Consider the following 25,072-nt stretch of genomic DNA (forward strand, 5'->3'; position numbering starts at 1 on the left):
GCGGCTGGGCATCGGAGGTGAAGACCGCCGCTGAGACACGGGGCGTTTCGACATCGCCTAGAAGCTATTTTCTCATCCATTCCCAGAGATGCCATGAAGCCGTCGGATGTTGCGAAACGGTCATCGCGGGTTTGGGAAACACCCCTTGCGGCGCTTCGACGATTTCACCATTCCTAACGCTCTTCGGTCGGATGCACCCATTTGTAGGGCGTGATGCCTTGCGTCGCGGTCAGCTTGATCATGTGGACGGGCGGTGCGGAGCGTCCCTTCCGGCATGACCGGCACTTGAGCGAGGCTTCCAGCTTCCAGATCGGCGTATCGCGCGGCCGGCGGATCGCATCGAGCGGCAGGCTCGCACGCGCCTTGCACCTGTTGCACTCGACCTCAAGCCAGCCCATGCCGCCGTTGAGGCATTGAGCGATCGTCGGCGACGGCTGCGAGGGGCCACCGTAGCCTTCCATGCGGACCGACCAAGCTTCGGCTTCGGCCCGATCAGCTTCACGAACGGCCCTCTTCGCCTCCTCGCGGGCATGCTTCGCGGAAATCTCCGCGCCCATGATCCGGCCGCCCCAGATGACCTCGCGTGATTTGGTGCCCATGGCTGACATCAACACGGCATGGGCCGTGGTTGGCAAATTATCGATCCGTCGTGGGCTGGAACGGCAAAACGCCACTACCCCTCGCGTTGTGGAAAACCGGACAGCAATGCGAATCCTCCAGACCGCGTCCGCTGGACTTTGCCGTCGGGCAAAACACTGGCAGAATGGCAGCATCGAGAAATTGCAACACCCGCGCGGAGAAATCCGTCGCGGGTTTTTTATGTCGGTACGGAGGTTGCCATGATCAGAGGATCGCTATCGTCTCCCAGGACAAGCGGGACACATCAAGCGGATCACTGCGAATACGAAAGCTGATCTTCCGTAACCACTCGCTCAACTTTGTCCGACTTGCACTTGATGCGGTAACGAATACGGCCATCGGCCTCAATCGGCATATGCCGGATGACGGTGTAAATCATGGGCTGATCGGTTGCCTCACGCCCTTGTGGGCCTTGGGCCTGGTGGCGGACGTCTTCATTTAGCTTGTAGGCGTACGACATGTGTCTACCTCGAAATTCGCAGTTGCTTTGGCGTGGGGTCGGTCGTTGTGTCCTGTCAGGACAGCGGCATGGTCAAACGGAAGGGATCACCACACGGTCTTGTTCTTGCGAGAATCTACATTTGGTGCGCAAGGCGCGGCTGTCCGCCGTATTGTTCACATCGAAGGCCGGTCACGATGCGAACGGGTTCGCCGACTACCTGGTCCACAGCAGCCTCCCAAAAAAGGCGGGAGCGCAAGGACTCTCAGTCGCCGGCAATTGCCCAGAGCGGAGCGGCGATGGCTGTACCATACACCAAATCGCGAGCTTTGTCGTATATTATGAGGGGGTTACGGCATTATCCGGCCGTCGCGCGGCGAGATTTTCCTGGGATATGGGCCCATCCGCGCCCACAGCAGCGCCAACGGTCCCAATGCAATTCCGGCCGCAAGAACGATGAACGCCAGCAGCCAACCGTTCGCGCTCTGCGGGCCGCCAGCGGCATCGAGCGCAGCGCCGGTCCCCCAGGCTCCAACCGCTGACAGCCCGAAACCGACGGTCGAATGCAAAGCCAGGGTTGCGCCCCGATGTTCGGAGACGGCCGCAGCGGACATGCCGGCCGTCAACGCGCCGGAATCGGCCGGCACCGTCAGGCCATAGATCATCAGCAGCAGCGCGAGCATCCATGCCGGGGCTGTCGCACTGAACCCGATGACCAGCGCAACACAGGCCGATGCGATCATCACCACCGTGATCGCCCGATGGCGGCCGAATTTCAACGCGGCCTCGTTGCCGAGAATGCTGGCGGGCATCGAGATCACCGCGAAGCAGAAGCTCAGCACGACGGGGCCCAACCACGACGGCGCGCCTTGATGAGCGATGACGAAGGTCCAGAACCCGACCAGCCAAGTGCGAATGCCGTAGAGCTCGAAGCAATGGGCGCCGTAACCGAAGATGTATCCAAGCGCCTCGCGGTTGGCGAAGACAGGCGCGAAGTTCAGGAGGCGCCCGGTCTTCGGCGCGGGTCGTCGCCCCTCGATCAAGAGACATACGACGACCATCGCGACAGGACCGAAGCCAGTCGCGAGGAAAGCGGTTCGCCATCCCCATTTGTCGGCGATCATCTGCGCCAGCAGGAACGAGAGGCCGACGCCGACAGAGAAGCTCGACGTGTACAGAGTGACGGCCCGTGAGGAGTCGCCGGGAGGAAGCCGCTCCGTCAACGCCTTCAGGCCGGGCATGTAGGCGCCGGCAAATCCAAGCCCTGCAATGGACCAGATCGCGGTCGCCGACCAGAACCCTTGCGCAAAGAGTCCGAACGCTACGGTCGCGAGGCCGCTGAGTATCGAGCCGCAGAGGAGGACGAGCCGTGCATCGATGCGGTCGGTCAACGTCGTCAGCACCGGCACTGCGAGCATGTAGCCAAACGCATAGCCGCTCGCCATCAAGCCGCCTTCGGCGGCAGAGAGCCCCCACGCCGGCATCAGATGCTGCGCGAGATTCGCGGACAGCGTCACATGCGGCAGCAGATTGCCGACCTGGCCGATGCACATCACCGCAATCAGAGACCGACCGCCGAGGTTACGAATGCTTTCCTCCCATCCACTAGGTCCTCACGTCGTCTGATCCGCACGAAGCAGCAGGAGTGCGAAAAAGGCGGAGATCGATGCCAGCGCACTGATCCATAGCGCACTGCTGCCGATATGTTCCACCATCAATCCGAGTGCAAGCGGCGCGAGGGCGCCTGTTGCCCTCGAGGGCAGCGAGATCATGCCGACACGCCTGCCAAATCCCACCGGCCCAAACAGCGCCAATGGGAGCGTGCCACGGGCAATGGTGATGATGCCGTTGCCCGCGCCATACAGCACCGCGAAGACCGGCGCGAGGAAGGGTCCTCCTGCGATCAACGCGATGATGCCGAGCGGATTCATGAGGATGGCCAGCCTGGTCGACAGGAGCGGATGAAATCGGCCAAGCCATCCAGCCTCCAGAAGTCGGGCGCCAACTTGCGCGGGCCCGATCAACGCTCCCGCGACCAGGGCTTCAGCCGGCGTCGTGCCGAATGCAACGAGCATCGTCGGCAAGATTGCCGACACTCCGGAGCTGACAAAACTTGTCGCAGCAAGCATGTAGGCAAGCACCACCATTGCGAAGCTCTCGCTCTGGCGGCCTGATTGCTGGCTCTGGCTCACACCCGGTCGAGACCCGTGATCCAATGGGGCGGCGCGCGGCAGCGAGAGATTGAGCGGCAACGCCAGACAGATATGGATCGCGGCCCACACCTGGCAGGCCAGGCGCCAGCCGTACTCCGAAGCGAGCCAATTCGTGAGCGGCCAGCCGAGAGTGCTGGCGAAACCGGCGATCAGCGTGATCCCGGTGATCGTCCGTCGTGCATTGGCGCCATAGATGCGAGCCAACGTCGCGAACGCCGCCTCATAGAGGCCCATGCCCATGCCAACCCCGAGCAACACCCACGCTGCGATCAGCACCGCTACGCCGTGGGCCACAGACAGCAAGAGCAGGCCGGTCACAAAGAGGAGGTTCGAGATGGCGAGCAGGCTCCGCCCGCCAAACGTATCGATGGCATGTCCGACGCGTGGGCCGAGCAACCCGGAGATCACAAGCGCGCCTGACAGCGCACCGAATACGTAAGTCGGCGCAAGACCGAGATCGCGCGCAATCGGCGCAGCCAGGATGGCCGGAAGATAGTAGCTCGACGCCCACGCAACGGTCTGCGCGGTGCCGAGCGCGAGTACAACAGGGAGTGGACTCGCGGCCCGGTCCGCAGTGACTTGCGTCATGAACAACCGCACCCCGCGCTACCCGCCTTCCTGGCCGTTTGATCGGCGGCACAGCAGGCCGACGGCTCCTCCGTCGCCGGGCCGCCGCAGCAACCCGATGCGGCCCCGGACTCGACGCCCCCGAGCGTGCAGACGCCGGTCTCAGGCAGCACGAGCTCGACCCGCGCTGCGGCCTCCTTGTCGCCCGCGATATCGGCAACGATGGAGCGGACCTGCTCGTATCCGGTCATCATCAGGAAGGTCGGCGCACGGCCGTAGGATTTCATGCCGGCGAGATAGAAGCCCGGCTCGTCGTGCGCGAGTTCGCGGGCGCCGTGAGGACGGACCGTTCCGCAGCTATGCTCGTTGGGATCGATCAGCGGCGCGAGCGCGACCGGCGCCTCGATGGCCGGGTCCAGCCGAAGCCGCAGTTCGGACAGAAACGAAAGATCGGGACGGAAGCCGGTCGAGACGACCAACTCGTCGGCAACCACACTCCGCGCACCGCAGCAGGCACCCGCTGAAATGTTGAGGCGACCTTCGGACTCCGAGAGGTGGGTGACACCAAATCCGGCCTCGATCCTGATTTTCCCGGCAGCCACGAGCGCGGCAAAGGTTGACCCCAATTCACCGCGCGCTGCAAGCTTGTCATTGGCGCCGCCGCCGAAGGCCTTCGCGGGATCGAGGCCGCGCAACAGCCAGATGGGCTGCGTGCCGGGGACCTCGTCGGCAAGCTGCACGAGATCGATCAGCGTGCCGACGGCGGAGTGACCGGCCCCGAGCACGGCGACGGTCTTGCCTGCATATCTGGCGCGGCCGGCGCCTCGTACATCCGCCATGCCATAGGCGATGCCGTGGGCGCGCTCGCGCTCACCGATCGCCGGCAAACCATTGCCGCCAGCGGGATTGGGCGAGAACCACGATCCCGACGCGTCGATCACCGCATCGGCGCGCAGCACCTCGGGGCCCTTGCCGTTCTGGTAGCGGATTTCGAACGGCGCATGCTCGCGCCCCTTGGTCTTCGCCTTGTCGAAGCCGACACGGCTGATGGCTGTGACGCGGCTGGACGTCCGGATTGTCTCGCGCAGCCGCGTTCGCGTCGCGAGAGGATTGAGATATCGATCGAGCAGTTCGCCGCCGGTCGGATAAGACTGAGGCTCCGGCGAATTCCACCCCGTCGGCGCGAGCAGCCGCGCGGCGGCCTTGTCGACATTGTATTCCCATGGCGAGAACAGCTGCACATGCTGCCACTGACGCACCGCGTGCCCGGCTTCGGGTCCGGCCTCGAGCACGATCGGAGACATGCCGCGTTCGAGCACGTGCGCGGCCGCAGCGAGACCGACGGGCCCTGCCCCGATGATGGCTACCGTTTTGTTATCGTGCATTCGGATTCTCCCATCCTTCTAGAATCATCGAATAATATCGGCCAAAAAAAGATCAGGCCGCCGTTTGTGCGCCTTTGCACCCGACGTCGTCTGCACAGCACTCTGCCACCAGGAAATCCACCAACCCGCGCATTGCATCGAAGTTCGCGTGACAGACGAGCGTTGTCGATTCCCGGACCTGACTGACGAGCCCCACCGCGACCAGAGCCTTGATGTGATGCGACAGCGTCGACGCCGGGATTTTCAGCTTGTCCTGCAAGCGGCCGACGGGCATGCCCGAATGCCCTGCCCTGACCAGGGCACGATAGATCTGGAGCCGGGTTTGATTACCCAGAGCTTCCAAACGCGCTGCTGCGTCAACCATCTTCATGATCAGGACAATGCGCCTTCTCTTGCAGATCGTCAATCTGTACTTCTAGAATATTCGAAATTTGGTCGGAGGCATCCGTTTGCACGGCGTGATGCTCCGCGTCGCCGTCAGCTTGATCATGTGGACGGGCGGTGCGGAACGTCCCTTCCGGCATGACCGGCACTTCAACGCGGCATCTCGGCTGGGGCACGGATACGCATCGCTACGACACCAACGGCTCTCGCGGGAGCGAACCGGGCTTCTATCACGTCCTTTGACACATCGGGCAAAACAGCTAAACAAGGCCATCATCAAAAGACTGGCCCGCCCGCGCGGATCTTGATGGCTCGTCGGCAGAAGCGATCCGAACAGGAGACACAGGCAACATGGTGGACGAGGTGAACGTTCGTGCCGGGCAGTGCCATTGCGGCGCGGTGCGCTTCGAGGTGACGCTCAGTGACGGCTTCAATTCGATCCGCCGCTGCACCTGCTCCTACTGCAGCATGCGAGGCGCCGTCGTCGCCATGGCGGAAATGGGCGGGATCAAGTTCCTGCAAGGCGAGGAGGCGCTCACGAGCTACCGCTTCCACACCGGATCGGCGCAGCACTTCTTCTGTCCGACTTGCGGAATCTACACGCATCATCAGCGGCGATCCGACACCACCCTCTATGCCGTCAACGTGGCTTGCCTCGACGGGGTCAGCCCGTTCGATTTCGCTGAGGTGCCGGTCATGGATGGCATCAATCACACCAACGACACCGGCAAGCCGACGCGCCGCGCAGGCACCCTCCGCTTCATCCCGGCTGACGAGAGCTCCTCAACATGACAGCGCTGGAAGCGTAGCGTGGTTCGATGCCGGCCGACGTGCCATGGCGTCGACGGCATGACCGGCGAACGACGCGGCACTTCCGTGAATCAGATCTTCGGGAGCTTCGCGCGCTCCACCACGCCGGTCCATTTGACGATCTCGGTCTCGATCAGCGTCTTCATCTCCGCCGGCGAGCTGCCGCGGACTTCGCCGCCGACGGCGGTCTCCAGACGCTGCTTGATCTCGGGGTCCTTGAGCACGTCGAGAGTCGCGGCATTGAGCGTGGCGATGATGGCGGGCGGCGTTCCCTTCGGCGCGAGCAGGCCTGCCCAGGTGCGCACGTCATAGTCCTTGATGCCGGCTTCCTGGACCGTGGGGACATCGGGCAGCAGCGCGGTCCGCGCCGGCGAGGTCACCGCGAGGCCGCGGATCGCGCCGCTCTGGATTTGCGCCGCGAGCAGGACCGGCGTGCCGACGATGACCGGGACCTCTCCACCAAGAAGGGCCGTGATGGCCTGTGAATCGCCGCGATAGGGCACATGCACGATCTCGACGCCGGCCGTTGCGTTCAGCAGCTCGCCTGCAAGGTGATGCGTGCTGCCGAAACCGACCGATCCGAAGCTGAGCGCACCGGGCTTCTCCTTGGCGATGGCGATGAGCTCGCCCAGCGATTTTGCGGGGTGGTCGCTGCGCACGGCGATGACGAGCGCGTAGTAGACCAGCGTCGAGATCATCTCAAAGCTCTCGGCGGGCTGGTAGGCGAGGCTCTTGTAGGTCGCCGCGGAAATCGCATGGGCGCCTGTGACGAGACCGAGCGTGTAGCCGTCGGGCGCGGCCTTCGCGACGGCATCCGCCGCGATGTTGCCGCCGGCGCCGGGCTTGGCCTCGACGATGATGGGTTGCCCGAGCTTCTTCGAGAGCCCGTCGGCGATGATGCGCGACAGCGTGTCGGCGGCGCCGCCGGCGGCAAATCCGTGCAGCAAGCGGATCGGGCGCGACGGATAGGTGTCAGCCGACACAGGGCCGGTCGCGAGACAACCGCCCAACAGAAAAATGGCCGCAGCAAGCCGCTTCATCCGATGCATGGATGCTTCCTTCCTTTGACTGTTATTTGTTGGCCGCAACGAGAGCGGCGTTGTTCAAGTCGTGATTGCGCTGCCTAGCGGGCAAACTCCGTGCATTCCGGTGATGGCGCCATGCCCCAGACGTCGCGCGGCAGGCCGACCCAGACCTTTGGGCGCTGCGGACGATCGCGGTGCCAGGGGCGCGGCTCGAAATAACCGAGCACCTCGTCGGTCATGCGGTCGAGATCGCAAAACAGCTCGACCAGATGCCCGTCGGGATTGCGGTGATAGATCGCGGTGTTGTGCCCGGGGCCATGGCGAACCGGTCCCCAGAGCACGGGGAGCTTGTGCCGCGCGAGATGGTCGCACGCCTGGTGCATGTGGGTCGGGCCGCGCAGCTCGAATGCAAAATGATGCAGGCCGCGATCGGGCGCGCGGGCGAAGTTCAGCGTGTGATGCTCGAAGCCGCTGCGCATGAAGACGAAGCGATCCTCGATCCAGTCGGAGACCCGCAAGCCCATGACGTTCGCATAAAACTCCGACGCCGCGCGCGGATCGGGCGTGCGAAGGGCGACATGGCCGAGCTTGGTCACGGCGAGCCCGCCGATCCGCTCCTGCGCGGGCGTCGGTGTCCAGCCCTGGATCAGCTCGAAGCGCGTGCCTTCGGGATCACTGAAGGTCAGCAGCCTGGAAACGCCGGGCAGCGGATCGCTGCGAAGCTCGGGCCGCAAATCAGCCTGCTTCAGCGCGGCGCCCAGCGCCTCGATCTGGACGTCAGGCGATATCTCGAAGGCGATGCTCTTCAGCGCCGCGTCGCCGGGCTCGATCACGAGCGAGAGCTGCTCGCAATCGTTAGCGAGGAAGATGCGGTTTTCGTCGCGACCGACGAGGCCAAGACCGATCACGCCACGGTAATAGTCGAGCAGCCGCTCCGGATCGGGCGAGGTGAAGGTCGCGTGCCGGAGCCGCGTGAACCGTGCAATGGGTGCTGGTGTCGTCATCGTGCGGTCCATCCCCTCATGGCGTCATGATGATCTTGCCGAGCGCGGAGCCCTGCTCAAGCAGCGTATGGGCTTGCCTCACCTCGTCGAGCTTCAGGACCGCCGAGATCGCCGGCTTGATCGCATTGCGGCTCAGCGCCTCGATCACGCTGCGCATCAGGGCGCGGCGCCCGTCACGATCGTGGTCGTAGATGTGGAAAGAGAAGCAGCGTATCGCCGGGCAAATGTCGAGATGGTCGCGCATTGCCGCCATCAAACTCTCTTCCGGCAATCCCGCGAAGGCGTTGTACGACAGCAGCGTGCCCCATTTGCCGAGCGCGCCGAGATAGCCGGTGAATTCGGGACCGCAGACGTGATCGAGCACGAGGCCGACGCCCTCGCCGTCCGTCAACTCACGCGTCCGCGCCACGACGTCCTCGCGGCGGTAGAAGATGGCGTGATCGGCGCCGTTCGCCTTCGCGAACGCAGCCTTCTCGTCGGTCGAGACCGTGCCGATGACTTTCATCTGTGCGAGTTTTGCCAGTTGCACCAGCGCGGTGCCGACGCCGCCGGCCGCACCAATCACCAGCACGCTCGCGGGCGCGCGTGGATGACAGCACTCGTGCAGCAGCGCGTAAGCGACCTGGTAGTTCGACAGGCACACGGCCGCCTGCAGATCAACATTGTCGGGCAGCGCGTGAATGGCATCCACTGGTGCGACCACATAGTCGGCGTAGCAGCCGCCGCGCTGGGACAGGTCGCGCGCGCTCAGCAGCACCTTCTGACCGACGGCAAATCCCTCGACGCCGGGCCCGAGCGCGGAGATGCGGCCGGCGACGTCGTTGCCGGGATTGGCCGGCAGCGGCGGCATCCATTTATAGACGCCGCGCCGGATCAGCACGTCGGGCTGCCCGACCCCGAACGCCTCGGCCCGGATCTGCACCTGGCCTGCGCCCGGCACGGGCACCGGAAGCTCGACCACCTCGAGTGCATCCGGCCCACCCGGCTGACGCACCACCACAGCCCTCATGATTTCATTGCTCCCCAGACTATATTTTCGAAAATCATACCGTTTACGAAAATTATTGCAAGATGGTCGTTGGCGCGGCATGTTGAGGCATCGATTCATTGGCAGAGCCATGCCCGACAGCGCCATTCGCCCCCGCAAGGAATTCGGCAAGACCATCGCCGCCGACATCACCCATCGGCTGCGCGAGGAGATTATCGCCTGCGCCGTCGCGCCGGGCGAGCCGCTGCGCTTCGATGTCCTGCGCGAACGGTTCGGCGCGAGCTTTACGACGCTGCGCGAGGCACTGACCGCGCTCGCCGCGGAAGGGCTCGTCGATGCCCAGGAGCAGCGCGGATTTCGCGTCGCGCCGGTCAGCCGCCAGGACCTCACGGAAGTTACCGATGCAAGGGTGCTGATCGAGGTGGAGTTGATCCGCCGCGCGATCGAAAAGGGCGATGACGACTGGGAAATCGCCGTTATCTCAACGCTGCACAGATTGAAGCGGATCGAGCAGCGTGATCCCGAGCACCCGTTGCGCGATCCCGAGTGGAAGATCGCCCACCGCCAATTCCATCAGGCGCTGGTCTCCGCCTGCGGCTCGGCGACGCTGCTCGCCATCCGCGCCGAGCTGTTCGACCGCGCCGAGCGCTATCGGCACCTGTCGGCCAATTTCCGCCCCCGCCCGCGCGACAAGGCCGGCGAGCACCAGGCGATCATGCAGGCCGCGATCTCGCGCAATGCGGATCTCGCCGTGCAACTGATCGAGGCGCATATCCGCTCGACCGCGGACAACGTCGCGACATACGCCGGGCACCTGCTCGACGCCGAATAGGGCCGCATCGGCATTTTTGGCACAAGGCGGGCTTGCGCTCGCGATTATTTTCGAAAATAATAGAGCATATCGAAAATACCAACCTTCGGGGCGAAACCATGAAGCTGCTGTCGTTCTTGGACGGAAATCGGGAAAGTTGGGGCGCCGTTGTCGAAAACGGAATCGTCGATCTCGGCCGCGCCCTGCCCCAATATCCTGTTCTCGCGGATTTCCTCGGCAGCGACGACTACGCCCGCCGCGAATCCATCGTCGCCGCCCACAAGCCCACGATGGCGCTCAGTGACGTCAAATATCTTCCGGTGATCCCGCGTCCCGAGAAGATCGTTTGCGCCGTGCGCAATTATCTCGACCACCACCAGGAGGCGGTGGCGTTCGGCATGAAGCGCGAGATCACCGAATTCCCGCCGATCTTCCTGCGGGTCTGGCGCTCCCAGGTCGCGCACAACGCGCCGGTGATCCGGCCAAAGGTCTCGGACAATTTCGACTGGGAGGGCGAACTTGCCGTCGTCATCGGCAAGGGCGGCCGCCACATCACCCAGGCCGACGCCTGGAACCACGTCGCGGGCTACTCGATCTACAACGACGTCAGCGTGCGCGACTGGCAGCGCCATGCGCAGCAGATCGCTTCCGGCAAGAACTTCGTCGGCACCGGCCCGTTCGGACCATGGCTGGTCACACCGGACGAGATCGGCGATCCCACCAAATTGAAACTGGAGACGCGCGTGAACGGCGCGGTGGTGCAATCCTCCGACACCTCGATGCTGATCTTCTCGATCCCCCGGCTGATCGAATATGCCTCGACCATTTTCGACCTCGTCCCCGGCGACGTCATCGCCACCGGCACGCCGGCGGGCGTCGGCTTCACCCGCAAGCCGCCGGTGTTCCTCAAGCCCGGCGATGTGGTCGAGGTCGAGATCGAGAACATCGGCGTGCTCAGTAATCCCGTCGTCGACGAAGCCTAGAGCCGCGCATGTCCTCGTATGATGTTCGCAAGACTGCGCTCAGTGTCGAGACCATCTGGCATGAGCGCGGCCCGCGCCTGGAAAAGCCACTGCTGGTCGGAACAGCTGTCGCGGTCATCCGCAATCCCTTCGCGGGCCGCTTCGAACCTGATCTGATGCCGTTTCAGGCGTCCTTGCGCGAGCTCGGGCGCGAGCTCGCGACGCGGCTAATCGCACAGCTCGGCGGTGCGTCGCACGTCGAGGCCTATGGCAAGGGCATCATCGTCGGCGAGGACGGCGAGCTCGAGCACGGCGCCGTCTGGCATGAAGCCGGCGGCCACGGCATGCGCGAGGTGCTGGGTCAGCCCAAGGCGATCGTTCCGGCGGCGAAGACCATCGGCGGTCCCGGCACGCGGCTCATGGTGCCGCTGGGCCATATTCACGCCGCCTATGTCCGCAGCCATTTCGGCACCGCGGAGATGACGCTGTGGGATTCACCACGGCGCGACGAGATCGCCTTCGGGCTAGTGATGGCGACCGGCGGCCGGCCTCACGCACGCATCGGGGGCTTGAAGGCATCGGATATCTCGGTGCACGACGGGCAGAGGTGAGCTTGCGCAGCACCGCCATGTCGTATTCGGCGCGATGGACATGGATCGCGGCATGCGGGAAATCAGGCACGCCGCCGGCGTGATCGCGGTCGAGATGGGTCAGCAGCACGTGGCGCACGTGTTCATCCGGCATGGCGCTGGTCGCCGCCGGCGTCGGCATCGCAATCGCCATCGCCCCGGAAAGGCTTTGCGCGCGGCAATCCCGATGTCACGGTGCGCGAGATCGAGGTCAAGGTCAGGCGCGAGGTCGGGCTCGCCTACCGCGCATCGGCCCAGCTGGTAGACGCACTGAAGGATTTTGTCGGGAAGCTTCAGAGGCAGCGGCGCAAGCCGAAACAGATCCGGCACTCTTCTGACCGAAGGCGCTGGCGAGCCAGCTGCTAGCGCGCCGTTCCGCGGATCACTGGGGCGCCGCGAACGATGCGAATACCATCGTCATAGCATGCGACGTTGGGCGGCGGTGTATAGCGCTCGATAATGATGAGCGGTTGGCCGCACCCACAGGGGACACCGGGCGTGACGTTTCCGGTCTTGTCGATCGGGCACCATTCGCGACGGTCGGGGAATGCAGCCCAGGCAGAGCCGTGCCGGAATGGCCCCACTGCATCGAATTGCGGCGCGATGACGAAATTCTTCGTCACATCGATGAAACCCCATTTGCCGGTCTTGTCGTCGAGCTGTGCCGCGAGCCCTTCGGACCACGGCAGGCGCGGCGCAAGACGACGCGTCAGGACACTGGGATCGCGCACGAGTGTAGCCAGCAGTGCCTTGTCGAGCGTCCGAAAACCTTCCTCAAATTCGATGCTGTATTCCCCCGTGCCGCTGGTCGCCGTGGCTCTGGCAAGCTTCAACGGCCCGAGCAATGGCGATCCGTCGTCCCCGATCAGTGCCCATTGTCCGTTCTCGACGATCATGGCGACCCCGTCGTGAAATGCATCGGCGCGATCAAAGTACCGCTCCGCCAAAAGCCTGCCATCGACCGCGATGAAACCCCATTTGCCGTCGTGCTTCACGATCGAGGGGCCATCGCAGGCAAGGCTCACATATTGGAACGCCACATCCGGCGCAGGCCGCTCGTCGGCCGTCACGATCGTCCAGCGGCCCTGCTCGAAGCGAAGATGGCGGCCGTCGGGACACTTCGGATGATCGGAGCCGAGCAGCTCCGTGCCAGCCTGGTTGGTATACAGCGACTTGCCATTGACAACGGCGCCGAGCTTGCCGCTGGAAATCGATGGTTGGGTCACTGCGCTCGACAGGATCTCGCCGCCCCGGTCGATGCGCCCCTCCGATCCTGCGAGCCGATAGGGAGCCCAGCCGTCGCGGAAATATCCGAGCCAGTCGAATTTCGGATCGACTACGATCTCTCCCTTGTCGTTGACGGCGCCCCAGCGCCCGCCGCGTTGCACGACCGCGCGGTCCTGGCCCGCCAGAATTCCCTGGACGTTGTCGAACACCTCGTTGTTGACGGGCGCTCCATCCCGCCCCATCAGCTGCCACCGGACCGGTGCGCCTGTGGAGCTGCTGGCCCAGAAGAGGCCGCTCAGATCGTCTGAGAGCAGACTCACTTGCGCGAATGTCGGCCGGACGATCCAGCTCCCGCCGCTGGCGACGATGCCCCATCGCGTGCCGTATGCATAGGGAGCGAAGTCCCTCGACAAATCCGGTTGCCGGCGGCTGGCATAGGGCGGCTCCGCGACCAGAAAGGCGTTTTCCGCGATGCGCATGATCGCACCGTGTTCCGCCGGCACAATCGTGCGACCATCCTGGTCTATTGCTCCCAACTGATTTCCGACGACGACCAGCGCGAGGCCGCGATCGAACCTGCTCATCGACGCATAAGTCGGCGCAACCGCGTAACGGCCGGTCATGTCGATCGCACCATACTTCCCGGTGCTCCCGACCAGCGCGCGATCGCCAACAAAGAGATCGACCCAATCGAATTGCGGTGCGATGACGGTTTTGCCACTGCGATCGATATAGCCGCAGCGGGCACCTTCGAATCTGCAGGTGGGAATCAGGGTCGCGCCTTGCTTGCGGGCCTGGCTTTCCAGATCGTCAGATCCCGACGCAATGGCAGAGGGCAGAGGTCCGGGGGATTGCCCACGAACGGCCGGCATTGCCGCAAGGACAATGGCGATACCAAGGAGCCGACGAAAATGAGCGTTCAAGGCCGACAACCTCCGACGAGCCTGACACGATAGGCTCAACTTCGGCGATTTTTAGCTCTTCCCTGACGCGGGTGTCAGTCATTTGGCGCTTTTGCCAAATCGACCGTTACCTCATTGCGCTAAAATAGCCCGTCAGCGTAACCGCAGCCCGGATACGATTTCAGCCCTTCGAGATGACCGCACGCCCGTAGGCGGGCTGCGCCGCGACCGGCGGGTTGGTGGTCTGGGCGGCGAGCTCGCCGATCAGGCGATCGGCATCGGCGGCCATGCTGTCGGGCGCCTGGATCACCAGGCGCTCCAGCCCCCAGCGATAGGACGAGACGCGCTGCTCCAGGCATTGCTGCACCCACTGGATGATCAGCGAGTTCTCCTGCATGCGCGCGACCGCATCCTCCTTCTCCTTTGGCGAGAGGGCGGAGACGCGCGCCATGCTGGCATTGCGCTTCTTGTCGAGATCGATGACGCGGATCGCGGAGGCGAAGAACGGCTCGAAACGGGTGATGTCGTTGCGCACGTCCTCGATCATCTGCGCATAGCGCGAGGAATGCGAGCGGTGCGGCTCGTCGATCAGCGTGCGGCCATACATGGTGCGGTCGAACACGACCTTCTGCTGCCAGGGCGACGGCAAGGCCTTGTAGTCGCCGAACACGCTCTTCCATGCGGGGCGCGACAGCGGCGGCTCGATCAGGGGATAAGCGAGGTCGCGCAGCTGGCGCTCCTCGTCGGTGAGCTGGAATTGCGACGGCTTGAGGCCGAGGCTGCCGGTGACCTCGGCGCCGAGCCAGCTATGCATGTCGTCGCTGCGCATGCTTTCGCGGGTGCGGCCGAAATCGCCGCCGCTACAGGCGGCAAGGCTCGCGCCCACAGCTGCGAGCAGGATGGCCGTACCGAAAGGCCGGATATGGCGGATGGCGCCCGGCATTGCAGAAACCTGACGTCAGCGGCGACGACGACGGCGCCCCGGCGCAGTGCCCGCTTCCGGCCCGCGATCGCCGCTGGTTTCGTCCGCCTCGCGCTCGATGCGGATCACGGGAAGGATCAAAATCATCCCCATGTCCGCGCGCGGCGTGACGTCCCCCGATGAGCCTACCCGGCGACCGGCCGGAAATTCGATGATGGTCCCCATGTCAGCTCTCTCAATTGCCGCGCGATGAAATGCGCCCCTGCAACATGAGGGGCATTAGGATCAGTTTATGGTTAACGGGGTGTAAACATGGGCTTTGGACCGTAACCGCACGGGCCCGGCGCCGCCGTCCCGTTGCGGCACGATATGCCGCTGAATTGCGGGACCGGCTTCACGCCTCGTTTTCCTTAACGAGCCTTTAAAGGAGCTTGCGATAGGCTTGGGCCGAGTATCTTTTCAGGTCGCGTATCTCCATGACCAAGTCGCTGTTTCCCGGATTCGACGGGCTGATGTCCCTCTCCCGTCGCGAAGGCGTCGATGTTCGGCCGACGCTGCTGCGCGTGCTGACGGACCTTTACGTCCAGGCGCCCACACACAGCGACGACGAGCAGCGCCAGTTCATCGCGCTCGCGACCCGGCTGATCGACCAGGTCGACGATGCGACGCGTTCGTCCGTCAAGGCGAAGCTCGCGATCTATCCGCAGACGCCGGTCCCGGTCCTTCAGAAACTCGGACTGGTCGCGGCCCAGGAAGGCCGCAGGGTTCCGCTCGCCCGCGAGATTCCCGCAAGCCCGCAGGCGCCCTCCCTGGTGCGCACGCCGACCGAGGCCGAGCAGCGCATGGCCGCCAACATGGCGATGCAGCCGAAGGAAGCGGCCGAGATCCACGACATGTTCTTCCGCGCCGACGCGACCCAGCGCGCGCTGATCCTGCAGAATCTGGCGCAGACGCCGCTGAAGGCCGCGCCGCGGATTCCGACCGTGCACGCCAAGCGCGCGATCCAGATTCTCGAGATGGCGGCGATCGCCAATGACATCGAGAGCTTCACCTACGAGCTCGGCGACAGCCTGATCCTGCCCTCGCGTGTCGCAGCCCAGATCGTCGACGATGCCGGCGGCGAGGCGCTCGCAATTGCCGCCCGCGCGCTCGACATGCCGAGCCCGAACTTCCAGCGCATCCTGCTGTTCTTCAAGCCGGAGATCGGCAATTCGGTGGATGCGGTCTACCGGCTGTCGCGGCTCTATGACCGCCTCAGCGATCGCTCGGCACTGGTGATGCTGGCGGCCTGGCGCGGCTCGACACTCGCGGTCACGCGCGCAAAGTATCAGTCCTCGCTGCACGACAGCGAACGCCAGCGCGCACGTGCGGGCGCGAGCCAGACGCGGCCGACGGTGCAGCCCGGCTCCGCGCCTGCGGTGCGGACAGGCACCGACGGATCGTCGGATCGCTAGGACGCCGACGCCCCCTCGACTTTCGATTGGTCGAGCTTGCTGCAATAGATGGCGGTCTCCATCAGCAGTGTCAGCGCAATGTCTGGCGGAAGCACATCTTTCACATCTCGAATGGGACGGTTTGAGGCATAGGCGGCGATAGCCGACCACCAGGTCACGGGAGCAGCCGGATATTCGCGACCAGCACCCGGAAATTTTCCCGAAAAGCACGTGAGAGCCAACGGCCATACCGCCTTCAGAAGCTCGCGCGCCGGCAGATGGGCCTGGTGTTGCACAACGACCGAGGACTTGCCTTCGCTTGTCCCGCCGATCGTCGAGGCGACGTGTTTGAACATCGCATCAAGCCCCGGCATCTGCTGTCCCTGCATGCCGGCACTCACCGCGCCGCCCGCCGCCAGGGACCAGACGCACCGGTTCGCGTCGGCATCGGTCTTGGGGACCAGCATAAAGTTCAGCGTGTCACCAAACCAATACTGTTCGCCGGACGCCACGCCAACGCGGTTGATGTTGACACCCATCACAGGCGGACTCTCGGCAAACAGCGTCTTTTGCGCGGCGTACCCTGCGATCGCCCCGACAGCTGAGATGTAGGTTTCGGCGTGGATTCGACCGTTGACTGTCAGCCGGCGCGGCAGGTTCTCGAGGAGATGGCCGAGGGCGAGATTGCATCCCACCTCATCCGGTCCTTTCCGCCAAGGCCATTCAGCTTCCACACTACTCATCTTAGTCCTGGATAAGAGGGAGATGTCAGACTCATTCAGGACCGAAAGCTAGCAGCACAACTTGCGATTGTCATTATCGCGTGAGGCCTCGGATGCTCGGACTGTCAGCTCCGAGCCAGCTCCAGAAAATGCCGCCCCGCGCGATCCTCCGTCTCGACAATCCAGGCATCGGAGTCGAAGCGGATTTCCTTGGTCAGCCGCTCCTCGACCGCCTGCTCCGGCATCGGCTGCGGCGCAAGCGGGACAAAAAAGCGATCGACCGGCCGTCCGTCATCATAGGAGGTCTGCGGCGCCGGCACGTAGAGCATCGCGTTGCCATCGAGCAGCGACACCTTGACGAACACCGCGCCCGCCTCCTCGGCGCCGCGACGGCGCACCGCGCCGAACACGCCCTCGGTCTGGCACCGGCGCAGATAGGCTGAGACCCAGATGTTTGATTTCAAACGCATGGAAAGCACGATAGGCCAGTGCCGGGATCAGCACCAGCCTTCGCAGGAATGACGCTTATTCGACGGGATGACCGATCGCGGCGCCGAGCTCGCGCAGCAGGCGGTCGGACACCTGGCCGGTGACCTGCATCTTGTGCTCGCGCTCGAATTTCTGGATCGCGGACTGAGTCTCGGCGCCCATCGCGCCCGTGATCTTCAAATTGCCGTAGCCGTATTCCGACAGCGCGCGCTGCACGCCGGCGATACGCTTTCCGGCCGGGCTCTGCTGCACCGGGATCGGCGCGGGCGGACGCGCAATGGCGACGGAAGGCGGCACTGAGGTCGTTTGCTTGACCAGATTGGTCATGGGATCGCTGCCCGAGCGCGGTGTCGATGCGGTCGCCTCGACCGGTTTTTCCGGGGCCTTCTCAGCAGGTTTCGGCTCGACGCGAAACTCCGTCGCCTTCGGCTCGAGCGGCGAGGTATCGGCGCCGACGGGGCGCGGACGCGGCATGGGATTGGACAGCGGCACCGGCGACGGCGCGGGAAGATTGATCACGGTGCCGAACATCGGCGCGGGATGGCGGCCGGTTTGAAGGAACAGCGCATTTGCGACGATCGCGCTGATGGCGGCGACGGCGACGAGGCCGGCCAGCGTGTCCTTGGGGCTGTGCAGGAGCACGCGCATCACGAGGTTGCGCTCGGTCTCGACGTCGATGACCGCAGCCTTAGCTCCACCCTTGGCGCCACGACGGCGCGGAGCAGCTTCGTCCTTGGCAGACTTCTTAGGCACTTTTCTTCACCGGAGCAGGTTGATCCTGGAGGTCGTCGTGAGGTTCGTTATGTAGCTCGTTATGTAGTTCTTGGCGCAGCACCGGCGTCAGCGTCGCGATCTTGCTCTCGGCCGGCTTGACTTGCGGCGGCGTGTAGACGAGCGGCAGCTTGACGGTGACGGCGGTGCCCTCGCCGAGCCTGCTTTGTACCGTCATTTCACCGAGATGCAACGCCACGAGGCTCTTCACGATCGAAAGGCCGAGACCGGTACCTTCGTGGCGGCGCTGATAGGTCTTGCCGCATTGGAAGAACGGCGCACCGATGCGCTTGAGATCGTCCGGCGCAATGCCGATTCCGGTGTCGCTGATGCGCAACGTGAGTTGCGAGCCCGTCACCGCGGCGGTCACCGAAACCTGGCCGCCGCGCTCGGTGAACTTGATGGCGTTGGCGACGAGATTGAGCACGATCTGCTTGAAGGCCCTGGGATCGCCGGTCATCACAGGCAAATCCTGCGGCGCGTCGGTGATGAGGTCGATGCCGTTCTCCCGCGCCTTCAGCGCCAGCAGATTGCAGCAATGCATCAGCGAGGCGCGCGGCGCGAACGGCTCCGACGCAATCTCGAAATTGCCCGATTCCATCTTCGACATGTCGAGGATGCCGTTGACGACCGACAGCAGATGCAGGCCGGAATCATTGATGAGCTGGGCGTATTCCTTGCGCTGGGCCGGACCCAGCATCAAAGTCTGCTCCTGCGCGATCATCTCGGAGAAGCCGATGATGGCGTTGAGCGGCGTACGCAGCTCGTGGCTCATGGTGGCGAGGAAGCGCGTCTTGGCGGCATCGGCCGCTTCTGCCGCGCTGCGTGCCTGATCGAGCGTCTGTTCGGAAAGCTTGCGATCGGTGATGTCGCGCATCACGCCGACGACTTCGGCCTCGCGCGTGGCATCACGGCCCGGATCCTGTTCGAGCGGCCGGCAGCGCATCTCGACCCAGATGAAATCGACCTGATTGCGCTCGGAGCCGACAGGTTCGCGCCGCAACCGGAACTCGACGCTGCGCACGTCGCCGCGCGCGGCATCCGACAAAGCCGTGAGATAGGCCGGACGATCGGCGACATGAACGCGGTCGAACAGGCCGTGAGCGAGCAGTTGCGCGACGGGCATGCCGAGCATGACTTCCGCGGCCGGCGAGATGAACTGCACCGCGCCGTTGCGCTGATGCCGCGAGATGACGTCACTCATGTTGCGCGCGAGCAGGCGATAACGCTCCTCCTCGCGCGACAGCAGCGAGACGCTGGTGCGGGCGAGCGATTCCGCGCCGAAGGCAAGGCCCGCGGCATAAAGAGTGGCCGAAGCGACGCCGAAGGCCATCAGCACGCCACGCTGCGCGGCCCCCGACTCTTCCACCGGCAGCCAGCCGAGCTGGCTGACCAGGATCAGCATTCCGGCGCAGGAGAGCGCGAGCAACGAGGCGAAGGCCGCAACGCGGCGCGAGGCCGACAGCGCGGCTTCGAGGGGAACCACGACCAGCCAGACCGCAGCAAATGATTCGATGCCGCCGGTTGTGACCGCAACCGCCATGATCAATCCGGCGAGCGCCAGCGAGGACAGCACATGCGCGCCTTCGTAGCGGCCGGTGCGCGACAGGAACCAGGACAGCATGATGGGCGCGATCAGCCAGGCGAAGGCTGCGACCTCGACCGCGCTCGGTGCGCCACGCATGGCGAGATAAACGGGGAATGCGGCAAAGGCCGCCAGGCTGCCCAGCAGCCGCGGCGCCATGAAGGCACGATGGCGTGCTCGCGTCAGCGCATCGTAACGCGCGGACGGATGCAGCAACGCATCGAGACAATCGCGGATGATACTCAAAACTGTCACGGGTCTCGCGCTTCGGCTCACTCGTCGAGAAGACGCGCCGGAACGCCTCCTTATCGTTGAGCCACCGTGTCAGAGCGACCTTAAACGAGTGCTAAGGCGATGCCGCGTGCGGCCGGACACCGTGTCATCGCGAAGCTTTTTAGACGATTTGACGACGTCTTCAGCGAGGATGGTGAACACAGGGTTTCACCTTCCTTCTCATGGTTTCGAATTGGTGGATATGTGAACCCGGCGGAATTACGGGCACCGGCGTCAATCGAAAATTTACGAGACTGCGACTTCCGACAATTTTTGCGTAAATTTTCCGCGAATTAAGCGGAAGGCAATCACTTGCGATTTATCGAGAGTTGCTAGGTCCGACACGCTCTGCGGGGATCGCCGCGGCGGGATCTAACGTACAGGTCGATAAGATGCGCTTTCTGCTCCGCATCACATTCTGGCTCGGGCTGGTGCTGGTGCTCCTTCCGCGGGACAAGACACCCGAATCGGAGAAGCTGCCGCAGATCGGTGCTGCCGACGCGGTGCAGGCTGCGACCGCGGCCGTCTCCGACATGACCCAGTTCTGCAAGCGCCAGCCGGCGGCCTGCGAGGTCGGCGGACAGGCCGCGACCATCATCGGCCAGCGCGCCCAGGACGGCGCGCGCAAGATCTACCAGATCATCAACGAGAAGAAAGAGCAGCTCGAGAAGCCCGACAAGAAGGCGCCCGACCACACCGGCTCGATCGCGCTGGCCGGTGAAGGCGATGCCGCATCGAGCGAGACGCCGCGCGACACCCTGAGCCAGGACGACCTCGCGCTGGAATGGCGCGGCCCGGTACCGGCGAATTAAGGCCGAAACCCTATCGATTTCACGGCTTTCCGTCCCTATATTGGCCCGAACGGGAACACTGGGCCAGCATGACCACGATCGACGAAATCAGGGACAATTTCGAGCTTCTGGACGAGTGGGACGACCGCTACCGGTACGTTATCGAGCTCGGCCGCACCCTGGAACCGATGGCCGAGGCCGAGCACTCCGCCGCCAACAAGGTGAATGGCTGCGTCAGCCAGGTCTGGCTTCAGAAGCTGGTCGATCGCGATGGCGGCGCGCCGGTCCTAAAATATCGCGGCGACAGCGATGCGCATATCGTGCGCGGACTGGTCGCGATCGTGCTCTCGCTTTATTCCGGCCGCACGCCGCAGGAGATTCTCGCCACCGATGCGATCGCGGTGTTCAACGAGTTCGGCTTCCGCGATCATCTCTCGCCGCAGCGCTCCAACGGCCTGCGCTCGATGGTCGAGCGCATCAAGACCGACGCGAAAGAGGCGCTCGCGGACGCGTCGTGACGAAGAAGCCCCTCATGGTGAGGAGGCGCGAAGCGCCGTCTCGAACCATGCAGGCCCTGCTCTCGCCCGTAGCCATCCTTCGAGACGCCCGCTCCGCGGGCTCCTCAGGATGAGGGCTGATTGCGCGGATGAAACAACAAGCCTACTTCCGCTTCCGCTGCTGCTGTCCCAGGCCCATCTGCTTTGCCAGTTGCGAGCGCGCCACCGCGTAGTTCGGCGCGACCATGGGATAGTCGGCGGGCAGGCCCCATTTCTCGCGATATTGCTCCGGCGTCATGTTGTACTGGGTGCGCAGATGGCGCTTCAGCGACTTGAAGCGCTTGCCGTCTTCGAGGCACACCAGATAGTCCGGCGCGATCGACTTCTTCAGCGACACCGCGGGCTTTGCCGGTTCGAGTGGCGTCGTCTCGGCGCGGCCTGACGAAACCCGCACCAGGGCGCCGTGCACCTGGCTAATCAGGTTCGAAATCTCGGCGGCTGGCGTCGGGTTGTTGCCGACATAGGCCGACACGATGCTCGCCGTCAGCTCAATGAAATTCTTAGCCCCGGCATCCGACATGGGCCCGCCCTTCCTTAAAACCTTGCCTTAAACCTTGCGTCTCATGGGATTGACGACGCCACAGTATTCCGTGTCAACAATACGTTCGGCTGAAATAAGACGACTTACGACTATGAGCTGAATATTGACGTCGTGACAACAGCAGCGGCGCTTTACTTGAGCGCGGCGCCGCTCACGACCGCTGGTCGAGATGCGCGCGCAGCTCGTCGATCGAGGCAAAGCGCATCATGCCTTCCGGCATCTGCGCCTCGATCGAGCCGTCGGAATAGAGCGAATAGGCCATGCCGTCGACGATTCCGGATTTGAGCACGGTCACCGGCGCCTGGTCGACCTCCATCTCCGGCTCGGGTGCGCGCGGCGGCGCGGAAGGCTCGGCAAAGGTCGATGGCGAACGCGGCGGTGGGCGGCGGGCGGCGGGCGGCGGCTCAGGCGGGCGCATCCGGTCCGGCTTCGGCCAGGCATCGTCGAAGTTCGCGGGCGGCGTGTCCGGGGCGGCGGGCTCTGCATGCGGCTGCGATGGCGTACCGTCGGTGACCTTTGCCTCCGCGCGTTCGCGTTCCTTGCGCGAGGTCGAGGCGAACATCAAATTGCGCCGGCGCGGCGCTTCCGGATCGGCGGCTGACGTTTGCAGCTCTGGTTCTGACGCTGGCGACGGCTCGACCCGCGGTCGCTCCCGCGCCGGTGCTTCGCCTTGCCATGGCGGCGGCGCGGCGGGCGCCGGCGGGGCCATTGGCTCGGTCCGCATCGCCGGAGCAAGCCCCGGCTCGGGCACCGCAGCTCCAGGCGTCGCGAGACCCGGCAGCACGGGCCTGACCCGAACCTCGGACGGTGCGCCGGCCAGCCGGCGGGCGATGCCCTTCAGCTCGGCGACCACGACGTAGAGACCAGCCAGTAACATTCCGGAGCAGACGCCGATCGTGCCGGAGATTATGAGGGTGCTGCCGAGGCTGAATTCCCTGACGGTAAAGCCAAAAGCGACCGCAAGGAGGCCCGCCACGGTGGCGACGATGCCCGCGATCAACAATGCCAAGGTCATCGAACCCACCCCAAGCCGCGCGTCCAAGCGCGACATCCTCTACGCCACGATACCGTCATACTGTGTTCCTCGCCAACGGCCAATTGTTGGCAGCGTTCCTTAGAGGAAGGAAATCAGGGACTTATTCACATTCCCTTCAGCTCCGGATCGTTACTGCTAGTGTGCTCCCAGTTGCAAGGATTTGCTGCGTCGCATCAGGAATTTAGCCATAATGCCCAATTACTTGGTAATGGAACTGCGCTATAGGGATTCCGGGGAAGTGGCCCGCGTGCACCGGCAGGGCCAAGAGGGGATTCCGGGTCACCAATAGCCATGACATCCATCACGACGTCGGCGATCGACACGCCACTGCGGCGCTCGGTTGAACGGACTTGCGACGATCTCGCCATGCTGGTGCTGGCTGCGGTCGCCGTCATCGCAGGCTTGACCTTCCGCGACTACGGGCTCGGCTGGGACGATTACACCCACGCTGAATATGCCGATCTGTTGCTGCGCATGTACGGTTCCGGTTTCCGGGACACCGCGGCGCTCTCCTTTGCCAACCTCTATATGTACGGCGGCGGCTTCGACATGGTCGCCGCCCTCCTCCACAAGGTCATTCCACTCGAGCTGTTCGAGACGCGCCGTCTGGTCGGTGCGATCGTCGGCCTGATCGGACTTGCGGTGACGTGGCGGCTCGGCCGCCGAATCGGCGGACCGCTTGCTGGGCTCGCGGCGCTGCTGCTGCTCGCACTCTGCCCGATCTTCTACGGCCACATGTTCATGAACCCGAAGGATGCGCCCTTCGCGGTGGCGATGATCATCCTGATGCTAGGCTTGGTCCGGCTCGCCGAAGAATATCCGCAGCCCTCGCCGCGCACCATCCTGATCGTCGGCCTGGGTGCCGGCCTCTCGCTCGGCTGCCGCGTCCTTGGCGGGCTCGCGCTGGTCTACGCCATCATCGGCTTCATGCCGCTGTTCCTCGAGGAACTGCGCACTGAAGGCGTCCGCGAAGCAGCTCGCCGCTTCGCCCATGTCATCTACGTGCTGCTGCCCGGCCTCGCGTTCGGCTATCTCGTGATGGGCCTGATCTGGCCGTGGTCGATCATGGAGCCCGGCAATCCCTTCGAGGCGCTGACCTACTTCTCGCACTTCTTCGAAAAGCCCTGGAAGGAGATGTTCGACGGCGCGATCGTCTCCGTGCCCGACATGCCCTGGTCCTATCTGCCGACGCTATTTGCGCTTCAGCTGTCCGAGGTGATGCTGATCCTGATGGGCGGCGCGGTGTTCAGCACCTTCGCGATGCTGCCGCGCCGCGAGGTTCCGGCGCGCCGCAAGACCATCCTCCTGATGCTGACGCTGGCCGCAACTCTGCCGCTCGCGATCGCGATGGTGAAGCGCCCAGCGCTCTACAACGGCATCCGCCATTTCGTCTTCGTGATTCCGCCGATGGCGGTGCTCGGCGGCGTCGCCTTCGCCTGGACCATGGAGCGCCTGCGCGCCAATCATCGTGCCTGGCAGCCGGTCGTGCTCGCGACCTTCTGCTTTGGCCTCGCACTGCCGCTCGCGGAGATGATCCGGCTGCATCCCTATCAATATACGCATTTCAACCACATCGCCGGCACCGTGCGCTCCGCCGACGACCGTTTCATGCTCGACTATTGGGGCCTCGCGCTGAAGCAGGCCTCGGATGAGCTGCGCGAGCAGCTCGTGGAGCGCCAGGAAAGTCCACCGCGCAACCGCAAATGGAAGGTCGCAGTGTGCGGTCCGCAGCGCCCCGCCCAGGTCGCGCTCGGGCCCGACTTCACCATCGGCTGGGATTCCAATGCCGCTGACTTCGCCATGACGCTCGGCGAGTTCTACTGCAAGGGCCTGACCGCGCCCGTCCTGGTCGAGATCAAGCGCGACGACGTGGTGTTCGCCCGCGTCTACGACATCCGCGGCAGCAGCATTTCCAGCCTGCTCTCGATCCCGGCGCCGTAATAATTTTCTCCTGAGCCGTAGCCCGG

The 25,072-nt window shown here is 64.3% G+C and carries 26 protein-coding genes and 1 pseudogene; 8 read left to right on the forward strand and 19 right to left on the reverse strand.

The window, feature by feature from the left end; genetic code table 11:
• Nucleotides 1-173 precede the first annotated feature (173 nt).
• From BMW89_RS07070 to BMW89_RS07095, 6 genes are all read right to left on the reverse strand, one after another.
• On the reverse strand, nucleotides 174-599 hold the full coding sequence (locus tag BMW89_RS07070) for a hypothetical protein (protein ID WP_092024069.1): 426 nt from the start codon (nucleotides 597-599) through the stop codon (nucleotides 174-176).
• A 293-nt stretch (nucleotides 600-892) separates the two neighbouring features.
• Nucleotides 893-1,099 carry a hypothetical protein gene (locus BMW89_RS07075; protein ID WP_092024071.1) on the reverse strand — a complete coding sequence of 69 codons (207 nt, stop codon included), beginning with the start codon at nucleotides 1,097-1,099 and terminating at the stop codon, nucleotides 893-895.
• Between the two features lie 329 nt (nucleotides 1,100-1,428).
• Complete coding sequence (locus BMW89_RS07080) at nucleotides 1,429-2,631, reverse strand: MFS transporter (protein ID WP_092024073.1); 1,203 nt, start codon at nucleotides 2,629-2,631, stop codon at nucleotides 1,429-1,431.
• A 60-nt stretch (nucleotides 2,632-2,691) separates the two neighbouring features.
• Complete coding sequence (locus tag BMW89_RS07085) at nucleotides 2,692-3,879, reverse strand: MFS transporter (protein ID WP_177195885.1); 1,188 nt, start codon at nucleotides 3,877-3,879, stop codon at nucleotides 2,692-2,694.
• Nucleotides 3,876-5,243, reverse strand: coding sequence for an NAD(P)-binding domain-containing protein (locus BMW89_RS07090; RefSeq protein WP_092024077.1), 1,368 nt, complete (start codon nucleotides 5,241-5,243; stop codon nucleotides 3,876-3,878). The genes BMW89_RS07085 and BMW89_RS07090 overlap by 4 nt, the downstream gene beginning before the upstream one ends.
• Before the next feature lie 52 nt (nucleotides 5,244-5,295).
• The gene (locus tag BMW89_RS07095) at nucleotides 5,296-5,613 is read right to left on the reverse strand and encodes an ArsR/SmtB family transcription factor (RefSeq protein WP_092024699.1); all 318 of its coding nucleotides are present in this window, start codon (nucleotides 5,611-5,613) and stop codon (nucleotides 5,296-5,298) included.
• A 365-nt stretch (nucleotides 5,614-5,978) separates the two neighbouring features.
• Here BMW89_RS07095 and BMW89_RS07105 point away from each other — a divergent pair, with 365 nt between their 5' ends.
• A complete protein-coding gene (locus BMW89_RS07105) occupies nucleotides 5,979-6,419 on the forward strand; it encodes a GFA family protein (protein WP_092024079.1) in 441 nt (146 codons plus the stop codon).
• An 89-nt stretch (nucleotides 6,420-6,508) separates the two neighbouring features.
• On the opposite strand, the gene BMW89_RS07110 is transcribed toward BMW89_RS07105, so the two are convergent.
• From BMW89_RS07110 to BMW89_RS07120, 3 genes are all read right to left on the reverse strand, one after another.
• Nucleotides 6,509-7,486 (reverse strand): tripartite tricarboxylate transporter substrate binding protein, encoded by a 978-nt coding sequence (locus tag BMW89_RS07110; RefSeq protein ID WP_092024083.1) that lies wholly within the window; start codon nucleotides 7,484-7,486, stop codon nucleotides 6,509-6,511.
• Between the two features lie 74 nt (nucleotides 7,487-7,560).
• Nucleotides 7,561-8,466, reverse strand: coding sequence for a VOC family protein (locus BMW89_RS07115; RefSeq protein WP_092024701.1), 906 nt, complete (start codon nucleotides 8,464-8,466; stop codon nucleotides 7,561-7,563).
• A gap of 16 nt (nucleotides 8,467-8,482) precedes the next feature.
• The gene (locus tag BMW89_RS07120; RefSeq protein ID WP_092024085.1) at nucleotides 8,483-9,475 is read right to left on the reverse strand and encodes a zinc-dependent alcohol dehydrogenase family protein; all 993 of its coding nucleotides are present in this window, start codon (nucleotides 9,473-9,475) and stop codon (nucleotides 8,483-8,485) included.
• A gap of 109 nt (nucleotides 9,476-9,584) precedes the next feature.
• Here BMW89_RS07120 and BMW89_RS07125 point away from each other — a divergent pair, with 109 nt between their 5' ends.
• From BMW89_RS07125 to BMW89_RS07135, 3 genes are all read left to right on the forward strand, one after another.
• A complete protein-coding gene (locus tag BMW89_RS07125) occupies nucleotides 9,585-10,286 on the forward strand; it encodes an FCD domain-containing protein (RefSeq protein WP_092024087.1) in 702 nt (233 codons plus the stop codon).
• A 98-nt stretch (nucleotides 10,287-10,384) separates the two neighbouring features.
• Nucleotides 10,385-11,248, forward strand: a complete 864-nt coding sequence (locus BMW89_RS07130; protein WP_092024089.1) for a fumarylacetoacetate hydrolase family protein — start codon at nucleotides 10,385-10,387, stop codon at nucleotides 11,246-11,248.
• 8 nt (nucleotides 11,249-11,256) lie between these two features.
• On the forward strand, nucleotides 11,257-11,838 hold the full coding sequence (locus tag BMW89_RS07135) for an amino acid synthesis family protein (protein WP_092024091.1): 582 nt from the start codon (nucleotides 11,257-11,259) through the stop codon (nucleotides 11,836-11,838).
• A gap of 34 nt (nucleotides 11,839-11,872) precedes the next feature.
• On the opposite strand, the pseudogene BMW89_RS38555 reads toward BMW89_RS07135, so the two are convergent.
• The 4 genes and pseudogenes from BMW89_RS38555 to BMW89_RS07160 all read right to left on the reverse strand — a co-directional run.
• Nucleotides 11,873-12,010, reverse strand: a pseudogene (locus BMW89_RS38555) (MBL fold metallo-hydrolase); the annotation flags it as partial.
• 208 nt (nucleotides 12,011-12,218) lie between these two features.
• Complete coding sequence (locus BMW89_RS07150) at nucleotides 12,219-14,006, reverse strand: WG repeat-containing protein (RefSeq protein ID WP_143062725.1); 1,788 nt, start codon at nucleotides 14,004-14,006, stop codon at nucleotides 12,219-12,221.
• A gap of 160 nt (nucleotides 14,007-14,166) precedes the next feature.
• A complete protein-coding gene (locus tag BMW89_RS07155) occupies nucleotides 14,167-14,928 on the reverse strand; it encodes a hypothetical protein (protein WP_092024095.1) in 762 nt (253 codons plus the stop codon).
• 15 nt (nucleotides 14,929-14,943) lie between these two features.
• Entirely contained in the window at nucleotides 14,944-15,132 is a 189-nt protein-coding gene (locus BMW89_RS07160; protein ID WP_045006458.1) for a hypothetical protein, read from the reverse strand.
• Nucleotides 15,133-15,383: 251 nt separating this feature from the next.
• On the opposite strand from BMW89_RS07160, the gene BMW89_RS07165 reads away from it, so the two are divergent.
• Nucleotides 15,384-16,361: a DUF2336 domain-containing protein gene (locus BMW89_RS07165; RefSeq protein WP_092024097.1), complete on the forward strand. Its 978-nt coding sequence runs from the start codon at nucleotides 15,384-15,386 to the stop codon at nucleotides 16,359-16,361.
• Here the strand turns inward: BMW89_RS07165 and BMW89_RS07170 are convergent.
• The 4 genes from BMW89_RS07170 to BMW89_RS07185 form a co-directional block, all read right to left on the reverse strand.
• Nucleotides 16,358-17,074 carry a hypothetical protein gene (locus BMW89_RS07170; RefSeq protein WP_092024099.1) on the reverse strand — a complete coding sequence of 239 codons (717 nt, stop codon included), beginning with the start codon at nucleotides 17,072-17,074 and terminating at the stop codon, nucleotides 16,358-16,360. The genes BMW89_RS07165 and BMW89_RS07170 overlap by 4 nt on opposite strands.
• Before the next feature lie 113 nt (nucleotides 17,075-17,187).
• Complete coding sequence (locus BMW89_RS07175; protein ID WP_092024101.1) at nucleotides 17,188-17,532, reverse strand: DUF1491 family protein; 345 nt, start codon at nucleotides 17,530-17,532, stop codon at nucleotides 17,188-17,190.
• A 55-nt stretch (nucleotides 17,533-17,587) separates the two neighbouring features.
• Entirely contained in the window at nucleotides 17,588-18,304 is a 717-nt protein-coding gene (locus BMW89_RS07180) for a peptidoglycan-binding domain-containing protein (protein ID WP_092024103.1), read from the reverse strand.
• Nucleotides 18,297-20,162 carry a PAS domain-containing sensor histidine kinase gene (locus BMW89_RS07185; protein WP_177195886.1) on the reverse strand — a complete coding sequence of 622 codons (1,866 nt, stop codon included), beginning with the start codon at nucleotides 20,160-20,162 and terminating at the stop codon, nucleotides 18,297-18,299. The genes BMW89_RS07180 and BMW89_RS07185 overlap by 8 nt, the downstream gene beginning before the upstream one ends.
• 410 nt (nucleotides 20,163-20,572) lie before the next feature.
• Between BMW89_RS07185 and BMW89_RS07190 the strand changes: the two genes are divergently transcribed.
• On the forward strand, nucleotides 20,573-20,992 hold the full coding sequence (locus BMW89_RS07190; protein WP_092024107.1) for a DUF5330 domain-containing protein: 420 nt from the start codon (nucleotides 20,573-20,575) through the stop codon (nucleotides 20,990-20,992).
• Between the two features lie 68 nt (nucleotides 20,993-21,060).
• Nucleotides 21,061-21,489 carry a SufE family protein gene (locus tag BMW89_RS07195; RefSeq protein ID WP_092024109.1) on the forward strand — a complete coding sequence of 143 codons (429 nt, stop codon included), beginning with the start codon at nucleotides 21,061-21,063 and terminating at the stop codon, nucleotides 21,487-21,489.
• Between the two features lie 142 nt (nucleotides 21,490-21,631).
• Here BMW89_RS07195 and BMW89_RS07200 read toward each other — a convergent pair whose 3' ends face one another.
• Together BMW89_RS07200 and BMW89_RS07205 are read right to left on the reverse strand one after the other, a co-directional pair.
• Entirely contained in the window at nucleotides 21,632-22,048 is a 417-nt protein-coding gene (locus BMW89_RS07200; protein WP_092024111.1) for a Ros/MucR family transcriptional regulator, read from the reverse strand.
• 172 nt (nucleotides 22,049-22,220) lie between these two features.
• Nucleotides 22,221-23,084: a DUF308 domain-containing protein gene (locus BMW89_RS07205; protein ID WP_177195887.1), complete on the reverse strand. Its 864-nt coding sequence runs from the start codon at nucleotides 23,082-23,084 to the stop codon at nucleotides 22,221-22,223.
• 312 nt (nucleotides 23,085-23,396) lie between these two features.
• Here BMW89_RS07205 and BMW89_RS07210 point away from each other — a divergent pair, with 312 nt between their 5' ends.
• Complete coding sequence (locus BMW89_RS07210) at nucleotides 23,397-25,046, forward strand: glycosyltransferase family 39 protein (RefSeq protein WP_092024115.1); 1,650 nt, start codon at nucleotides 23,397-23,399, stop codon at nucleotides 25,044-25,046.
• The last annotated feature ends 26 nt before the right edge of the window (nucleotides 25,047-25,072 follow it).

Origin of the sequence: Bradyrhizobium sp. OK095 (genome assembly GCF_900109945.1) — a bacterium.
Classification (GTDB): domain Bacteria; phylum Pseudomonadota; class Alphaproteobacteria; order Rhizobiales; family Xanthobacteraceae; genus Bradyrhizobium.

Bases quoted from the DNA above. Each gene is read 5' to 3' on its own strand.
- BMW89_RS07110 (WP_092024083.1), bottom strand. From the start codon at position 7,486: ATGCATCGGATGAAGCGGCTTGCTGCGGCCATTTTTCTGTTGGGCGGT.
- BMW89_RS07105 (WP_092024079.1), top strand. From the start codon at position 5,979: ATGGTGGACGAGGTGAACGTTCGTGCCGGGCAGTGCCATTGCGGCGCG.
- BMW89_RS07175 (WP_092024101.1), bottom strand. From the start codon at position 17,532: ATGCGTTTGAAATCAAACATCTGGGTCTCAGCCTATCTGCGCCGGTGC.
- BMW89_RS07075 (WP_092024071.1), bottom strand. From the start codon at position 1,099: ATGTCGTACGCCTACAAGCTAAATGAAGACGTCCGCCACCAGGCCCAA.
- BMW89_RS07200 (WP_092024111.1), bottom strand. From the start codon at position 22,048: ATGTCGGATGCCGGGGCTAAGAATTTCATTGAGCTGACGGCGAGCATC.
- BMW89_RS07125 (WP_092024087.1), top strand. From the start codon at position 9,585: ATGCCCGACAGCGCCATTCGCCCCCGCAAGGAATTCGGCAAGACCATC.
- BMW89_RS07210 (WP_092024115.1), top strand. From the start codon at position 23,397: ATGACATCCATCACGACGTCGGCGATCGACACGCCACTGCGGCGCTCG.
- BMW89_RS07115 (WP_092024701.1), bottom strand. From the start codon at position 8,466: ATGACGACACCAGCACCCATTGCACGGTTCACGCGGCTCCGGCACGCG.
- BMW89_RS07080 (WP_092024073.1), bottom strand. From the start codon at position 2,631: ATGTGCATCGGCCAGGTCGGCAATCTGCTGCCGCATGTGACGCTGTCC.
- BMW89_RS07165 (WP_092024097.1), top strand. From the start codon at position 15,384: ATGACCAAGTCGCTGTTTCCCGGATTCGACGGGCTGATGTCCCTCTCC.
- BMW89_RS07155 (WP_092024095.1), bottom strand. From the start codon at position 14,928: ATGCCGGGCGCCATCCGCCATATCCGGCCTTTCGGTACGGCCATCCTG.
- BMW89_RS07135 (WP_092024091.1), top strand. From the start codon at position 11,257: ATGTCCTCGTATGATGTTCGCAAGACTGCGCTCAGTGTCGAGACCATC.
- BMW89_RS07205 (WP_177195887.1), bottom strand. From the start codon at position 23,084: ATGACCTTGGCATTGTTGATCGCGGGCATCGTCGCCACCGTGGCGGGC.
- BMW89_RS07120 (WP_092024085.1), bottom strand. From the start codon at position 9,475: ATGAGGGCTGTGGTGGTGCGTCAGCCGGGTGGGCCGGATGCACTCGAG.
- BMW89_RS07090 (WP_092024077.1), bottom strand. From the start codon at position 5,243: ATGCACGATAACAAAACGGTAGCCATCATCGGGGCAGGGCCCGTCGGT.
- BMW89_RS07095 (WP_092024699.1), bottom strand. From the start codon at position 5,613: ATGAAGATGGTTGACGCAGCAGCGCGTTTGGAAGCTCTGGGTAATCAA.
- BMW89_RS07190 (WP_092024107.1), top strand. From the start codon at position 20,573: ATGCGCTTTCTGCTCCGCATCACATTCTGGCTCGGGCTGGTGCTGGTG.
- BMW89_RS07195 (WP_092024109.1), top strand. From the start codon at position 21,061: ATGACCACGATCGACGAAATCAGGGACAATTTCGAGCTTCTGGACGAG.
- BMW89_RS07160 (WP_045006458.1), bottom strand. From the start codon at position 15,132: ATGGGGACCATCATCGAATTTCCGGCCGGTCGCCGGGTAGGCTCATCG.
- BMW89_RS07070 (WP_092024069.1), bottom strand. From the start codon at position 599: ATGGGCACCAAATCACGCGAGGTCATCTGGGGCGGCCGGATCATGGGC.
- BMW89_RS07085 (WP_177195885.1), bottom strand. From the start codon at position 3,879: ATGACGCAAGTCACTGCGGACCGGGCCGCGAGTCCACTCCCTGTTGTA.
- BMW89_RS07130 (WP_092024089.1), top strand. From the start codon at position 10,385: ATGAAGCTGCTGTCGTTCTTGGACGGAAATCGGGAAAGTTGGGGCGCC.